Source organism: Streptomyces luteogriseus (genome assembly GCF_014205055.1).
GTDB lineage: Bacteria > Actinomycetota > Actinomycetes > Streptomycetales > Streptomycetaceae > Streptomyces > Streptomyces luteogriseus.
Genome location: NZ_JACHMS010000001.1, coordinates 7380945 through 7395805, shown reverse-complemented (window position 1 = coordinate 7395805; position 14861 = coordinate 7380945). Strand labels below are relative to the sequence as shown.

The window sequence follows — 14861 nt, the reverse complement described above, 5'->3', positions numbered from 1 at the left end:
TCGTGTGGGCGCTGCGGCGTGCCAGTAGGTGTAGCTCTGCACACTTGGCCGGATCCCGTCCCTGGAGGCGCATCCATGTCACACCGTCCGTTGCCCGGGCGCCGTAGCGTCCTGCGTGGCTCCCTCGCCGCGTCGGCGGCCCTGTCCCTGCCCACCGCTCTCGGTGCGGCGCCCGCCTTCGCCCGCTCCGGGCGCCCGACGGCGGGGTGGGGTGTGCAGGCGGGTGACGTGACCTGCGACTCCGGGCTGGTGTGGGTGCGTTCCGACCGGCCGGCCCGGATGATCGTCGAGACGTCGGCGACCGAGTCGTTCCGCAACCCCCGCAGATGGCACGGCCCGCTGCTGGGCGAGGGCACCGACCTCACCGGCACGACCCGGCTGCGCGGCCTGCCGTCCGGCGAGCAGATCCACTACCGCGTGCTGCTCGCCGACCCGGACGACCCGCGCCGCACCGGCGAGCCGGTCACGGGCACGTTCCGCACGGCATCCGCCGAGCGCCGTGACGGCGTGCGGTTCGTCTGGTCCGGCGACCTGGCCGGACAGGGCTGGGGCATCAACCCGGAGCTCGGCGGCTACCGCATCTACGACGCGATGGGCGCCCTCGACCCCGACTTCTTCCTCTGCAGCGGCGACAACATCTACGCCGACGGCCCGATCACCGGCACGGTGGCCCTGCCCGGCGGCCGGACCTGGCGGAACATCACCACCGAGGAGAAGGCGAAGGTCGCCGAGACGCTCGCGGAGTTCCGCGGCAACTTCCGCTACAACCTGCTGGACGAGAACCTGCGGGCCTTCAACGCCCGGGTTCCGTCCATCGTCCAGTGGGACGACCACGAGGTCGTCAACAACTGGTACCCGGGCGAGATCCTCACCGACACCCGGTACACCGAGAAGCGCGTGGACGTGCTCGCCGCCCGCGCCCGCAGGGCCTTCTCCGAGTACTTCCCGATCTCCACGCTGCGCCGCCCCGACGGCCGGGTCTACCGTGTGCAGCACCACGGCCCGCTGCTGGACGTGTTCGTCCTGGACATGCGCACCTACCGCAACGCCAACTCGCCGGACGACCAGCCGGCCGACCCGCAGGGCATCCTCGGCCGCGAGCAGCTGGAGTGGCTCAAGCGCGAACTGTCCCGCTCCCGGGCGGTGTGGAAGGTGATCGCCGCCGACATGCCGATCGGCCTCGTCGTCCCCGACGGCACGAACATCGAGGCCGTCGCGCAGGGCGACCCCGGCAAGCCGCTCGGCCGTGAACTGCAGATCGCCGAACTGCTGCGGTTCGTCAAGCACCGGCGCATCACGGGCACGGTGTGGCTGACCGCCGATGTGCACCACACCTCGGCGCAGCACTACCAGCCGTCCAAAGCCGCCTTCACCGACTTCGAGCCGTTCTGGGAGTTCGTCTCGGGCCCGCTCAACGCCGGTGCCTTCCCCGCGAACGCGCTCGACGGCACCTTCGGCCCGGACCGCGTGTTCGTGAAGGCACCGACGACCGCCAACGTCTCCCCCGCCGGCGGCTACCAGTTCTTCGGCGAGGTCGACATCGACGGCCACAGCGGGGAGCTGACGGTACGTCTGCGGGAGCAGGACGGCACCGTGCTGTTCACGCAGACCCTCCAGCCCGGACGGGTCGGCCAGTAGGTACGCAGCGCAACGTTTGAAGGGTGGACAAAGGGGGCAGACTGCCCTCTTTACCCGCCGGTCACAATGCGTTCGCGATCACGCAACACCGTTCCGTCACAGTGGGTGCATGACGCGAGAAGTGACTCAAGTGACCCACCCCGACGCCAACTGCCGCCCCGCCGCCTCGTGGCGGCGGGTCACGGCCGCGTTCCACGCCTGGCGGACACGACGCCAGGAACACGCACCGCCGACGAGTGATACGGGGTCCCCGACACCGGAGCCGGTGCCGGGGGCGAACACCCTGTGGCGGATGCGGACCACGGTGCAGGACGAGCCGGGGTCCCTGGCCGCGCTGTGCGGTGCCCTGGCCGGGCTGCGTGTCGACATCCTGAGCCTGCAGACGCACCCGCTGGCCGCGGGCACGGTCGACGAGTTCCTGCTGCGGGGCCCGGCCGGTCTGTCGGCGTCCGAGGTCACCACGGCCGTCGAGTCGGCCGGTGGCACCGACACCTGGATCGAGCGGGCCGACGCCCACGATCTGGTGGACGCGCCTACCCGGGTCCTCGGACTCGCCGCCCGCACCGCCCTGGACGCGGCGGAACTTCCGCTCGCTCTGCGGCAGTTGCTGGGCCGGTGCACGATCCGGTCCCGGCCCGCTCCGGCCGGCGGCAGCCGGGCCATGGAGGGTGTTCCCGTCGAGGGGGCCCTCGACGACACGGTGATGCGGCTGCGCGGCCCGGAAGGCGGCGTGATCACCGTCGAGCGGCCGTATCTGCCCTTCACCCCCACCGAGTTCGCCCGGGCCAGGGCCCTGGTGGAACTCGACGCCCGGCTCGGACCGCGCCTGCCGCACGGCCGGGACGTGTTCACGCTCTCCGAGGGCAGTGACATCACCGTGCGGCGGGCCGACACCCGTGACCTCGAAGCGGCCCGGGCGATGCACGAACGCTGCTCGGCGCGCACGCTCAAGCTGCGCTATCACGGGCCCGTCGGTGACGCCGACCGGTACCTCAACCACCTGCTCAGTCCGCGGTACGGCCGCACCCTCGCCGTGCAGACCGCCTCCGGGCGGATCGTCGGGCTCGGTCACCTCCTGTGGGACGGGGACGAGACGGAGGTCGCGCTGCTCGTCGAGGACACCTGGCAGCGGCGGGGTGTGGGAGCGGAGTTGCTGTCGCGGCTCGTGGCCATGGCCGTCGAGGCGGGGTGCTCCAGCGTGTATGCCGTGACGCAGGCGTCCAACACGGGGATGGTGGCCGCCATGCGCGGGCTGGGGCTGCCTCTCGACTACCAGGTCGAGGAGGGGACGCTGGTGATCACTGCGCGGCTGGGTGAAACGGTCGTGACAGGTGCGGAGGAACTCGGGAGCGCCTCCGCACCGTAGGGGCGTTCGTCAGTGGGCGGGCGCGGGCTCGTGGTGGCTTGTCGCGCAGTTCCCCGCGCCCCCGGCGGGGCGCCCCAGCGCCTGGTCGACATCCGACCAGAGGTCCTCCACGTCCTCCAGGCCCACCGACATGCGCAGGAGCCGGTCGCTGACGCCGGCTCCCCTGCGGTCGTCCGCGTCGACGATGCGGTGGCTGATGGAGGCCGGGTGCTGGATGAGGGTGTCCACGCTGCCGAGGCTCACCGCCGGGGTGATCAGGCGGACCGCGCCGATCACCTCGTGCGGGTCGCCGTACACCTCGAAGGCGACCATGGCACCGCCGATGCGCGGATAGTGCACGCGGGCGACGCGCGGGTCGGCGGCGAGGCGGCGGACGAGTTCGGCCGCCGTGGCGGAGGCGGCCCGGACCCGGACGGGGAGGGTGGACAGGCCGCGCAGCAGCAGGTAGCCGGCCAGCGGGTGCAGGACACCTCCCGTGGCGAAGCGCACCTGCCGCAGCCGGCCCGCGAACTCCTCGTCACAGGCGACCACGCCCGCGAGGACGTCGCCGTGCCCGCCGAGGTACTTGGTGGCGCTGTGCAGGATCAGTCGGGCACCCTGCTCGGCGGGGCGCTGGAGGACCGGCGTGGCGAAGGTGTTGTCCACGAGCAGCGGCACCGAGCCGCAGGCGTGTGCGACGGCCCGCAGGTCGACCTCGGCGAGCGTGGGGTTGGCCGGGGACTCGACCAGGACGAGGCCGGTGTCCGGGCGCAGGGCGTCGGCGACGCCGGCCGGGTCGGTCCAGGTCACCTCGGAACCCAGCAGCCCGGCGGTGAGCAGGTGGTCACTGCAGCCGTACAGGGGGCGTACGGCGACGACGTGCCGCAGGCCCATGGAGCCGCGCACGAGCAGGACGGCGCTGAGCGCGGCCATGCCGCTGGCGAACGCCACCGCCGCCTCGGTGCCCTCCAGGCGGGCCAGGGCCGTCTCGAAGCGGGCGACGGTCGGGTTGCCCAGCCGTCCGTACACGGGCGGGCCGTCCGGCTCCGCCCCGGTGGTGGCGAACGCGTCGATCCGGGCCGCCTCGCCGCGGCTGTCGTACGACGGGTAGGTGGTGGACAGGTCGATCGGCGGGGCGTGCAGCCCCTGCCGGGCGAGGTCGTCCCGCCCGGCGTGCACGGCCTCGGTGGCGAGGGCTCGCGGTGCGGTGCGTATGTCGGCGTGGGCGCGCGTGCTCGTTGTGTCCATGTCCATGGTGGGCAAGGGTGAACATCGAACGGGCTGTCGGGTGAGAATCCCGTGCTACGTTCGGCCGATGGCTGAATCTGTCGTACTGGATCCGGTGGATCTCCATCTGTTGCGGCTGTTGCAGAACGACGCCCGGGCGACGTACCGGGATCTCGCCGCACAGGTCGGGGTGGCGCCGTCGACGTGCCTGGACCGGGTGACGCGGCTGCGCCGGTCGGGCGTGATCCTCGGGCACCGTCTGGAGCTGGATCCGGCCAAGCTGGGGCGGGGGCTGGAGGCCCTGCTGTCGGTGCAGGTCAGACCGCACCGCCGGGAGCTGGTGGGACCCTTCGTGGAGCGGATCCGGGTCCTGCCGGAGTCGCGGACGGTGTTCCACCTGACCGGTCCCGACGACTATCTGGTCCATGTCGCGGTCGCCGACATGGCCGACCTGCAACGCCTGGTGCTGGACGAGTTCACGTCGCAGCGGGAGGTGGCCCGGGTGGAGACCCGGCTGATCTTCCAGCAGTGGGAGTGCGGGCCGCTGCTGCCGCCTTCGCCCTCGGCTCAATCGGCGTGACGTGCGCGGTCCGTCGTACGAGGATGGCCGCATGTCTGAGATCAAGAGCCCGCTGCCCCGTGAGGTCGCCGACGCGTACGTCGACGAGCTCGTCGCCCTCGACCCGATCACCGGCACGTTCCTCGGCGACAAGGAGAGTTCGAGCAGGCTGCCCGACACCTCGCCCGCGGGTCAGGAGGCGCTCGCGGAGCTGGCGCGGCGGACGCTGGCCCGGCTGGACGAGGCCGAGCGGCTGCCCGGCGCGGACAGCGACATCGAGCGCCGGTGCGCGCGGCTGCTGCGCGAGCGGCTGGGTGCCGAACTCGCGGTGCACGAGGCCGACGAGAGCCTGCGTTCCGTCAGCAACCTGAGCTCCATCGCGCATGCGGTGCGGCAGGTGTTCACCGTGACGCCCGCGCAGACGGAGGAGGACTGGGCGGCGATCGCCGAGCGGCTGCGCGGCGTCCCGGCCGCGCTGGAGGGCTACCGGGAGTCCCTGGCGCTCGGCCTGGAGCGGAAGCTGTACGCCGGGCCCCGCGCCACCGCGACCTTCGTGACGCAGCTCGGTGAGTGGGCCGACGCGGACGGCGAGGGCCACGGCTGGTTCGAGCAGTACGCGGCGGCCGGCCCCGAGGCCCTGCGGTCCGAGCTGGACACCGCCGCCCGCTCGGCCACCGAGGCGGTCGTGCGGCTGCGCGACTGGATGCGGGACGTGTACGCGCCGACGATCGAGGGCGCGCCGGACGTGGTGGGCCGGGAGCGCTACGCGCGCTGGGTGCGCTACTTCAACGGCACGGACCTCGACCTGGACGAGGCGTACGCCTACGGCTGGTCCGAGTACCACCGCCTCCTCGGCGAGATGAAGACCGAGGCCGAGAAGATCCTTCCGGGCGCCGGCACGCCGTGGGAGGCGCTGGCCCACCTCGACGCGCAGGGCACGCACATCGAGGGCGTCGACGAGGTGCGCGAATGGCTGCAGAGCCTCATGGACGAGGCGATCGGTGCGCTCGACGGCACCCACTTCGACCTGGCCGAGCGGGTGCGCCGGGTGGAGTCGCGCATCGCCCCTCCGGGCAGCGCCGCCGCCCCCTACTACACGCCGCCGTCCGACGACTTCTCCCGTCCGGGCTGCACCTGGCTGCCCACCATGGGCGAGACGCGCTTCCCGGTCTACGACCTGGTGTCGACCTGGTACCACGAGGGCGTGCCCGGCCACCACCTCCAGCTGGCCCAGTGGAAGCACGTGGCGCAGAACCTCTCCCGCTACCAGGCGAGCGTCGGCATGGTGAGCGCCAACGCCGAGGGCTGGGCGCTGTACGCGGAGCGGCTGATGGACGAACTGGGCTTCCTGACCGACCCGGAGCGCCGGCTCGGCTATCTGGACGCCCAGATGATGCGCGCGGTGCGCGTCATCATCGACATCGGCATGCACCTGGAGCTGACGATCCCGGACGACTCGCCCTTCCACCCCGGCGAGCGCTGGACGGCCGAGCTGGCGCAGGAGTTCTTCGGCTCGCACAGCAGCCGGCCGGCGGACTTCGTGGAGAGCGAGCTGACCCGCTACCTGTCCATGCCGGGTCAGGCCATCGGCTACAAGCTCGGCGAGCGGGCCTGGCTGCTGGGCCGCGAGAACGCCCGTGCCCGCCATGGAGACGCCTTCGACCCGAAGGCCTGGCACATGGCCGCGCTGTCCCAGGGCTCGCTCGGTCTGGACGACCTGGTGGACGAACTGTCGCAGTTGTAGGCGCGTCGCAGCCGTAGGTGGCGCGTCGGCGGGGCGCCGGTGTCGGGGCGCCAGGAGGCAGGCGCGTCCGCGAGGCGTCGCCACCGCGGCGCCAGGAGGCAGGCGCGTCCGCGAGGCGTCGCTAGCGCGGCGCCAGGAGGCGCAGCTCGATCAGGTCCAGCCAGGTCTCCGGGCCCGGCTGGACCCTCGCCGCGCGGACCGCGTAGCTGCCGGGCTCCAGGGCCACCCGGACCTGGTCGGTGTCCGCGAGGCCCGTCCCCGGCCAGGCCGCGTCGAAGAGACGGACCGGCCCGGGCACCTTCCACGTCGTCTCCGGCCCCCACTCCGCAGCGGCGGCGGCCGGGGGCACGCTCGCCAGCAGCTCGTGCTCGGAGTTGCCTGCGCACCACCGGACGAACATGCCCCGGTCGGGCAGGTAGGCGGTCGATGCGGGGTCGTCGCCCAGGACCAGGGCCGTGCAGTCGCCGACCGGGAGGAGGCCGACGTGGCCGTCCACCTCGCAGGCCCGGTCGTAGTCCGAGGCCGTCTCCTCGCCGTCGGCACCCGCCCAGAACGGCAGGACGGTCTCCGGCACCGCTATCAGCGGCCCGCCGCCCGACTCCACCCATTCCACTGCGCCCGGCTCCGCGTATCGCACCATGGCGCAAGAACCTACAGGGTCAACTCGCGGCAAAGGATCGGGGGTTCAGCAGCCGCAGTCGCCGGCGTCAACGGGCGCCGTCAGGGGATCCGGGGCCCGGCGCTCACGCCCCTGCCAGGTTTCGACCGCCAGGCCCTCGCGCACCCAGTACTCGAAGCCGCCGAGCATCTCCTTGACCCGGTAGCCGAGTTCGGCGAGGGCCAGGGCGGCGCGGGCGGCGCCGTTGCAGCCGGGGCCCCAGCAGTACGTCACGACCGGCACCGACCGGTCGAGGAGCTGCCCGGCCTGCTCGGCGACGAGCGCGGTCGGCAGGTGGAGCGCGCCGGGGATGTGGCCCTGGTCCCACGCCTCGGTGGAGCGCGAGTCGACGAGGACGAAGCCGGGGTCACCGCCGGCGTCGAGGGCGGCGGCGACGTCGGACACGTCGGTGTGGAAGGCGAGGCCGGCGCGGAAGTGGGCGGCGGCGTCCGCGGGAGCGGCGGGGGCGACGCGCAGGACGGGGTTCACGGTGGTGGTCATGCGGCAAAACTACGGCCGCCGGTACCGCCCCTGAAGTGACGATCCCCGGTGCTCCGCTTGATCCGCCGGGGATTCCCCTGCTATCCCTCGGGTATGACCGAGTATTCCCCGGACGCCACGGACTGGCGCATTCTGGACGTCCTCCAGCGGGAGGGCCGGGCCAGTTTCGCCGAGCTGGCCCGCGCCGTCTCGATGTCCGCGAGCGCGGTCACCGACCGGGTGCGCCGTATGGAGGAGGCCGGGGTCATCCGGGGCTACGCGGCGGTCGTGGACCCGGAGCGCCTGGGCCTGCCGATCCTGGCGTTCGTGCGCCTGAGGTATCCGAACGGCAACTACAAGCCGTTCCACGACCTGGTCGCCGTCACGCCGGAGATCCTGGAGGCGCACCACGTGACGGGTGACGACTGTTTCGTCATCAAGGTCACGGCCCGCTCGATGCGCCACCTGGAGGAGGTGTCGGGGAAGATCGGGGCGCTGGGCTCGGTGACCACGAGCGTGGTGTACTCCTCGCCCCTCCCCGGGCGTCCCCTGGGGCGCTGACCTCAGCCGGTGCCGCGCTGGCGCAGCGTCGAGCCGGACCGGCCCTTGACCACTTCGAGCTGGGCGTGGATCCGCCGCCGCAGGTCGGCGACATGGCTGACGATGCCGACGCTCCGGTCCCGTTCGCGCAGGGAGTCGAGGACGTCGAGGACCTCGTCGAGGGTCTGGTCGTCGAGGCTGCCGAAGCCCTCGTCGATGAAGAGGGTGTCCAGCCGCACCCCGCCCGCCTCGTCCGTGACGACGTCCGCGAGGCCGAGCGCGAGGGCGAGCGAGGCGAAGAACGTCTCCCCGCCGGACAGGGTCGCGGTGTCACGTTCGCGGCCGGTCCAGGCGTCGACGACATGCAATCCGAGCCCGCTGCGGCCGCGTCCGGTGCGGTCGTCGGAGTGGACGAGGGTGTAGCGGCCGGAGGACATGCGGCGCAGCCGGACGGTCGCGGCGGCGGCGACCTGCTCCAGCCGGGCCGCCAGGACGTACGCCTCCAGGCGCATCCGGCGTTCGTTGTCCGCGGAGGTGCCCGCGGCGAGGCCGGCCATGCGGGCGACGCGGTCGTACTCCTCGCGCAGCGGCGCCAGCCGGCGCACGGAGGCGCTCGCCCGGACGGAGAGCCGGTCGAGTTCGGCGCAGCGCCGTCCGGCGGCATCGTGGGCGGAGGCGGCGTCGCGCAGCCGCCGGTCCGCCTCGTCGGCGGCCCGCCGGGCCGATTCCGGGTCGGCCTGCGGCTCGCGGGCCGCCGCCGCCGTGTCGGCCTCGGCGAGGACGGCCCGCACGGCGGCGTCCTCGTGCTGCCAGGCGTCCAGGCGGCGTTGCAGTTCACGGTGGGCGGCGTTGTCGAGGAGGGCGGCGGCCGCTGCCTGCGGGGTCTCGAAGCCGGCGCGGAAGGCGGCGTCGGCGAGCCGGGCGTCGGCGTCCTTGAGCCGCTGGGCGGTGTCCTCGGCGACACGGGCGGCGTCGGCGGCGTCCGTGAGCAGCGCGGTGCGCCGCTCGAGCTGGCCGGCCCGCGCGGCGACGCTGTCCAGGGAGCCGCGCGCCCGGTCCAGCTCCTCCTCCAGTGCGGCCCGTTCGCGGTCCAGCCGCTCCCGGTGACCGACCCGGGAGGCGGTCCGGACGGCGGCCTCCTGCCGGGCGGCGAGGCGCCGTTCGTACTCCTGCCCGGCCTGCCGCAGCCGCTCCTGAGCGGCGTGCAGCCCGGCCGCGGCACTGCGGGCCTGCGTGTACCGCTCCTCCAACTCCACAGCTTCCTGGGCGAGTTGTTCGGCAGGGCCGTCACCGGCCTCCGCGGTCGCCGCGGCGAGGGCTTCCCGTACGACGGCGAGGCGCCGTTCGTCCTCGGCGCGCTGTTCGTCGGCGCGCTGGTAGCCGGTGAGGGCGTGTTCTTCCGCCTCGCGGTCGACGTGCCCGGCGACCTTGCGGGCGGGGTCGGGGTGTTCGGTGGCGCCGCAGACCGCGCAGGGTGCGCCGTCGGTGAGGTGCGCGGCCAGTTCGGCGGCGATGCCGTTCAGGCGCTGCTCCTTGAGGTCGAGCCAGTGCTGCTTGGCCCGGAGCGTCTTCTCCTGCGCGGTGCGGACGCGCTCGACCGCCCGGTCCGTGTCCTGGGCGAGCTGGTCGCGCAGGCGGGCCGCCCGGAGCCGCTGCTGTGCGGGCTCACGCCGTTCGGCGAGCTGCTCGGCGAGGGCGGCGGCCTGCTGCGCGGTGTCGACCCGGGTCTGGAGTGCGGTGCGCGTCTCCTCCCAGTCGTCGAGCCACGCCTCCGCCTCTTGGAGGAGGTCCGCGTCGGCGCGCTCCTGGCGGTCCAGGCCGGCGCGCTCGTCGAGGAGTTCGGCCAGGCGCCGCTCGGCCCGGCGGGCCGAGTCGAGCCCGCCCAGCTCCTCTGCGGTCCGGCGTGCGGCGGCGGCCAGCCCGGCCGCGCCCGCTTCGGCGAAGGTATCCGGCAGCAGGGCACGCGCGCGGGCCTCGGCGGCGGCTGCCCGGCGGTGTTCGGCTTCGGAGGACTCCCGCAGGTCCAGGGCGGGGGCGACCGCTTCGGCCTTGCGGGCCCGCTCCATGAGCGCCTGTGCCTCGCGGTAGGCCTCGGCTCCCTGCTCCAGGCGCGCCGCGCGTTCCCGTGCCTCCGCGAACCGCCGCTGGAGCCGGGCGCGTTCGCGTACGTCGTCCAGGGCGCGTCCGGCGGCGGCCTGCGCGGACTCGGCGGCGGCGAGCGTGCAGGCGGCGACGGTGTGCTGCTCGCGGGCGGTGCTGCGGGCGACGGCGGCAGCGCCCAGTACGGCCTCGGCGAGCCCCGGTTCGCCCGGGGCCAGGTCGGGCAGCTCCATGGCGTCGCCCGCGGCCTGCTGCATGCGGTGGGCGTCGGCCAGCAGCTCCGCGTCCCCGTCCCGCACCTGGGTCTCGGTGGTGCGGCGCCGCTCTGCGAGGCGCTTCTCCACGTCGGCGAAGCGGCGGGTGTCGAAGAGGCGGCCCAGCAGTTTGCCGCGGGCCTCGGCGTCGGCGCGCAGGAACCGTGCGAAGTCGCCCTGCGGCAACAGCACGACCTGGCAGAACTGCTCCCGGCTCATGCCGAGCAGCTGGGTGATCTCCTCGCCGATCTCCTGGTGGGAGCGGCTGAGGTCCTTCCAGGCCCCGGCCGTCGGGTCGTACTCGCGCAGCCACGTCTGGGCCTTGTCGAGGGTGGTGCCGGTGCCGCGCTTCTTGGGGCGCTCCCAGGGCGGCTGGCGGGTGACCTCCAGGCGGCGTCCGGCGACGGTGAGGTCGAGGGTGACCTCGGTGCGGGTCGCCGGTGCGGCGTGGTCACTGCGCAGGGCCGTGCCCTGTCCGCCGCCCTGCCGGGCGCCCGGCACCGAGCCGTAGAGGGCGTAGCAGACGGCGTCGAGGACGGAGGTCTTGCCCGCGCCGGTGGGACCGTGCAGCAGGAACAGCCCGGCCGTGGACAGGTCGTCGAAGTCGACGGTCTGGGTGCCTCCGAAGGGTCCGAAGGCGGTGAGGGTGAGCCGGTGGAGCCTCACCGGGCCACCTCCCGTACGGTCTCGTCGGCCCGGACCGCGTCGAACGCGTCCCGCAGCACGCCCTGTTCGTGCGGGTCGGGCCCGGCGCCGCGCACATGGGCGACGAAGTCCTCGGCGATCTGCTGGTCGCTGCGGCCGGCGAGGCGCCGGGCGTACGACACCTCGGACTCGTCCTCGTCGCGGTCAGGGTCGAAGACGAGGCTGAGGGTGTGCGGGAAGCGCTCGGTGAGCCGGGCCATCGGGTCGGCGGGGCGGACGGGGTCGGTCAGGGTCGCCTCGACCCATGCCTCCTCGTGCCGGGTCAGGTCCGGGTCGGCGAGCAGGTCCTCGAGGGTGCCCCGGATCCGGGCCAGGGCGCGGGGCACCGGGCAGTCGACGCGCTCGGCGTCGACGGAGCCGTCCGCGGCCAGGTCGACCAGCCACATGCTCTTGCGGTGGGCGGCCTCGGAGAAGGAGTAGGGCAGCGGGGAGCCGGAGTAGCGGACGCGGTCGGTGAGGGTCTGGCAGCCGTGCAGATGCCCGAGCGCCACGTAGTCGACTCCGTCGAACACCCCGGCGGGCACCGAGGCGACGCCGCCGACGGTGATGTCCCGCTCGCTGTCGCTGGGTTCGCCACCGGTGACGAAGGCGTGCGCGAGGACGACGGAGCGGGTGCCGGGGGCGCGGGCGGCGAGGTCGGCGCGGACCCGGTCCATGGCGGCGGCGAGCACGGCCTCGTGTCCGGCCTTCTCCACGCCGAACTCGTCCTTCACCAGGGCCGGTTCGAGGTAGGGCAGCCCGTAGAAGGCGACGTCCCCGTCGCCGTCGGCGAGCACCACCGGGGTGCCGGACGCCGACGGCTCGGTCCGCAGGTGGATGCCGGCCCGTCCGATCAGCCCGGCGCCGACGCCGAGCCGGCGGGCCGAGTCGTGGTTCCCGGAGATCATCACCGTGGGTACGCCGAGGTCCGCGAGGCGGTGCAGGGCGTCGTCGAACAGCTCGACCGCGGCGAGCGGGGGCACCGCACGGTCGTAGACATCACCCGACACCACCACCGCGTCCACGGCGCGCTCCCGCACGGTCGTGACGAGGTGGCCGATGAACTCGGCCTGGGCACCGAGCATGTTCACCCGGTGGAAGGCGCGGCCGAGATGCCAGTCGGAGGTGTGCAGCAGCCTCAAGACGCCGCTCCGACCTGCATGTCTCCCCCTGCTGTCCGCTTCGGCCGCCGCGAGCCGGTCCGGCTCGCTGTCAGACCCACCACGCTAACGCGTGTGGGCACCTGGTCCACCACGAACCCCGGAGCGCCACGCCCCTCCGGCGGTAATTCTGGCGAAATGTCCACAACTGTGCTGTGAAGCAGGTCATTCCGGCGCGATGCCGTACTCCCGCATCCACCGGTCGAGATAGAGAGCGGTCTCCAGTCCGTTGCGGCGCAACTGCGTGTCGAAGTGGCCCTGCGGGTGTTCGAGCAGCCGGGCGAGTTCGCGGGCGTCGACGACGTCGAAGGCGGGCGAGGACCGGTCGGCCAGCAGCGTCTGGGTCCGGGCGCGCAGGTCCTTCTCGTAGAGCTGGTCGGCGGTGGTCGGGTAGGGGCTCTTGCGGCGCTCCAGCACGGAGCGGGGGACGATGTCGCGGGTGGCCCGCTTGAGCAGGCCCTTGGGGTCGCCGCCCGGTGTTTTGAGGTCCCAGGGCGTGTTGTGCACGTACTCGACCAGCCGGTGGTCGCAGAAGGGCACCCGCACCTCCAGCCCGGCGGCCATGCTGAGCCGGTCCTTGCGGTCGAGCAGGGCGGGCAGCCAGCGGGTGAGGTGAAGGTGGCCGATCTCCCGCATGCGGCGTTCGGCCGGGGAGTCGCCGGGCAGGTGCTCGACCTCGCCGAGGGCCTCCCGATAGCGGTCCGCGCGGTACTCCTCGAAGCGCGTGGCCGCCCGGAAGCCCGGGGCGAGCAGATCGGGGGTGATCAGCTGCATACGGCTGAGCCAGGGGAACCGCGCCGCCTGAACGGCGGACGGGTCGTGGAACCAGGCGTATCCGCCGAACACCTCGTCGGCCGACTCCCCCGACAGGGCGACCGTGGAGTGCTCGCGTATCGCGCGGAACAGCAGGTGCAGCGAGGTGTCGACGTCGCCGAAGGTGTACGGCAGGTCGTGGGCGCGCAGGACCGCGTCACGGTGGGCGTCCCGGGTGAGCTCGCCGGCGGAGAGCTCGATGAGCCGGTGGTCGGTGCCGATGTGCCGGGCGGCTTCCAGGGCGTAGGGCGAGTCGCGTTCGGGCCGGAAGTCGCTGGCCCTGAAGTCGGCTTCGCTGCCGGTGAAGTCCACGGCGAAGGAACGCACCGGGGGTTCGCCGGCCCGGGCCTGCACCTGGGCGGCCAGGGCGGTGAGGACGGTGGAGTCCAGTCCGCCGGAGAGCAGGGTGCACAGCGGCACGTCGGTGACCATCTGGCGGGTGACCGTGTCCTCCAGCAGGGCCCGCACGGTGCCGGCCGTGGCCTCGGCGTCGTCCTCGTGCGGGTGCCGCCCGAGGCTCCAGTACCGGTCGGTCCGCAGCCCGTGGCGGTCGTAGACCGCCACGCAGCCCGGTGGGACCTCCTCGATGTCCCGGTACGGCGTGACACCCGGCGTCTTCGCCAGGCCCAGGAGGTCGGCGAGGCCCTGGCTGTCGATCCGGGCCCGGAAGCGGGGGTGGGCGAGGATCGCCTTGGGTTCGGAGCCGAACAGGACACCGCTCGCGAGCCGCGCCACGTAGAGGGGCTTGATGCCGAGGCGGTCGCGGACCAGGAGGAGGCGCTGGTCGCGCTCGTCCCACAGGGCGAAGGCGAACATGCCGTTGAGGCGCCTGACGAAGTCCTGGCCCCACTGGAGATAGGCGTGCAGGACGACCTCGGTGTCCGAGCGGGTACGGAAGGCGTGGCCGAATCCGCGGAGTTGCTCGCGGAGTTCGCGGAAGTTGTAGACCTCGCCGCTGTAACTGAGCACGACGGCCGGCCGCTCGCCCTCCCCGGGGCCGGCGGTGGCGGCCGCATCCGGGCGCATGGGGGCGGCCATGGGCTGCCTGCCGCCTTCGAGGTCGATGATCGCCAGCCGGCGGTGACCGAGCACCGCGTGCTCACCGGCGTGGATCCCGGCGGCGTCCGGGCCGCGGCAGGCCATGGTCCGCACCATGGGTTCAACGCCGTCCACCTCCCGGGTGAGATCGAGACCGACGTCGGCCCAGCCTGCGATTCCGCACATGAAAAGGCTCCAAGCGAAGAGGTGAGGGGGACGGACGGATGTGTCCGGATGAAGGGCGGGGTGTTACCGGGAATTCGGCGCGGAGATATGGGATCCAGCAGGTCGGGAAACCCGCTGTTCGAGCGCGCTTAACCACGGCTTCAAAACACTTCTGGTTCCGCGTCGATCGACCGCGTGCGCACTCCGCACGCCCGGTCCGAAGCCCCGGGTAGCCCCGTCGGCACTGCCCGAGACTAGGACGGAAAACCAACTCGGGCAACGTACCGATCAGTAGGCGCTTTCCCTCGCTGCCGAGGTCGTCGATTTTCGGTCGCACATGGCTAGTTGAGGCTCCCGGGGGCGGTTGCACGGCCCACCTTTAGTGCTATACGTTCGCTGTGGGTCGGGCTCCTGGCCCCTCCGGACGCCCTGAACTGAGGCTTCCCGACCCCCGCA

The 14861-nt window shown here is 73.2% G+C and carries 11 protein-coding genes; 5 read left to right on the top strand and 6 right to left on the bottom strand.

The genetic code is table 11. The features are described 5' to 3' along the window. The first annotated feature begins 75 nt into the window (after positions 1-75). Both BJ965_RS33030 and BJ965_RS33025 read left to right on the top strand, forming a co-directional pair. Positions 76-1638: an alkaline phosphatase D family protein gene (locus BJ965_RS33030; protein WP_184913892.1), complete on the top strand. Its 1563-nt coding sequence runs from the start codon at positions 76-78 to the stop codon at positions 1636-1638. 109 nt (positions 1639-1747) lie between these two features. Then, entirely contained in the window at positions 1748-3004 is a 1257-nt protein-coding gene (locus tag BJ965_RS33025; protein WP_184913889.1) for a GNAT family N-acetyltransferase, read from the top strand. A gap of 9 nt (positions 3005-3013) precedes the next feature. On the opposite strand, the gene BJ965_RS33020 is transcribed toward BJ965_RS33025, so the two are convergent. Continuing rightward, the gene (locus tag BJ965_RS33020; protein ID WP_184917769.1) at positions 3014-4231 is read right to left on the bottom strand and encodes a trans-sulfuration enzyme family protein; all 1218 of its coding nucleotides are present in this window, start codon (positions 4229-4231) and stop codon (positions 3014-3016) included. 67 nt (positions 4232-4298) lie between these two features. Here BJ965_RS33020 and BJ965_RS33015 point away from each other — a divergent pair, with 67 nt between their 5' ends. Together BJ965_RS33015 and BJ965_RS33010 are read left to right on the top strand one after the other, a co-directional pair. Then, positions 4299-4790 carry an Lrp/AsnC family transcriptional regulator gene (locus BJ965_RS33015; protein WP_030835643.1) on the top strand — a complete coding sequence of 164 codons (492 nt, stop codon included), beginning with the start codon at positions 4299-4301 and terminating at the stop codon, positions 4788-4790. Positions 4791-4821: 31 nt separating this feature from the next. Beyond that, a complete protein-coding gene (locus tag BJ965_RS33010; protein WP_184913888.1) occupies positions 4822-6513 on the top strand; it encodes a DUF885 domain-containing protein in 1692 nt (563 codons plus the stop codon). Positions 6514-6634: 121 nt separating this feature from the next. Here the strand turns inward: BJ965_RS33010 and BJ965_RS33005 are convergent, their stop codons facing one another. Together BJ965_RS33005 and BJ965_RS33000 are read right to left on the bottom strand one after the other, a co-directional pair. Next, complete coding sequence (locus BJ965_RS33005) at positions 6635-7153, bottom strand: immunity 21 family protein (RefSeq protein WP_184913886.1); 519 nt, start codon at positions 7151-7153, stop codon at positions 6635-6637. A 45-nt stretch (positions 7154-7198) separates the two neighbouring features. Further along, entirely contained in the window at positions 7199-7672 is a 474-nt protein-coding gene (locus BJ965_RS33000) for a rhodanese-like domain-containing protein (RefSeq protein WP_184913884.1), read from the bottom strand. 93 nt (positions 7673-7765) lie between these two features. Here BJ965_RS33000 and BJ965_RS39995 point away from each other — a divergent pair, with 93 nt between their 5' ends. Beyond that, positions 7766-8212: an Lrp/AsnC family transcriptional regulator gene (locus tag BJ965_RS39995; RefSeq protein ID WP_142165198.1), complete on the top strand. Its 447-nt coding sequence runs from the start codon at positions 7766-7768 to the stop codon at positions 8210-8212. Between the two features lie 2 nt (positions 8213-8214). Here the strand turns inward: BJ965_RS39995 and BJ965_RS32990 are convergent, their stop codons facing one another. From BJ965_RS32990 to asnB, 3 genes are all read right to left on the bottom strand, one after another. Then, the gene (locus BJ965_RS32990) at positions 8215-11211 is read right to left on the bottom strand and encodes an AAA family ATPase (protein ID WP_184913882.1); all 2997 of its coding nucleotides are present in this window, start codon (positions 11209-11211) and stop codon (positions 8215-8217) included. Next, a complete protein-coding gene (locus BJ965_RS32985; RefSeq protein ID WP_184913880.1) occupies positions 11208-12371 on the bottom strand; it encodes an exonuclease SbcCD subunit D in 1164 nt (387 codons plus the stop codon). Before BJ965_RS32985 ends, BJ965_RS32990 begins: the two co-directional genes overlap by 4 nt. Before the next feature lie 183 nt (positions 12372-12554). Next, the gene (asnB, locus tag BJ965_RS32980; protein ID WP_184913878.1) at positions 12555-14426 is read right to left on the bottom strand and encodes an asparagine synthase (glutamine-hydrolyzing); all 1872 of its coding nucleotides are present in this window, start codon (positions 14424-14426) and stop codon (positions 12555-12557) included. Positions 14427-14861 lie beyond the last annotated feature (435 nt).

Coding starts and splice junctions, on each gene's coding strand:
- BJ965_RS33030 (WP_184913892.1), top strand. CDS start 76: ATGTCACACCGTCCGTTGCCCGGGCGCCGTAGCGTCCTGCGTGGCTCC.
- BJ965_RS33025 (WP_184913889.1), top strand. CDS start 1,748: ATGACGCGAGAAGTGACTCAAGTGACCCACCCCGACGCCAACTGCCGC.
- BJ965_RS33020 (WP_184917769.1), bottom strand. CDS start 4,231: ATGGACACAACGAGCACGCGCGCCCACGCCGACATACGCACCGCACCG.
- BJ965_RS33015 (WP_030835643.1), top strand. CDS start 4,299: ATGGCTGAATCTGTCGTACTGGATCCGGTGGATCTCCATCTGTTGCGG.
- BJ965_RS33010 (WP_184913888.1), top strand. CDS start 4,822: ATGTCTGAGATCAAGAGCCCGCTGCCCCGTGAGGTCGCCGACGCGTAC.
- BJ965_RS33005 (WP_184913886.1), bottom strand. CDS start 7,153: ATGGTGCGATACGCGGAGCCGGGCGCAGTGGAATGGGTGGAGTCGGGC.
- BJ965_RS33000 (WP_184913884.1), bottom strand. CDS start 7,672: ATGACCACCACCGTGAACCCCGTCCTGCGCGTCGCCCCCGCCGCTCCC.
- BJ965_RS39995 (WP_142165198.1), top strand. CDS start 7,766: ATGACCGAGTATTCCCCGGACGCCACGGACTGGCGCATTCTGGACGTC.
- asnB (WP_184913878.1), bottom strand. CDS start 14,426: ATGTGCGGAATCGCAGGCTGGGCCGACGTCGGTCTCGATCTCACCCGG.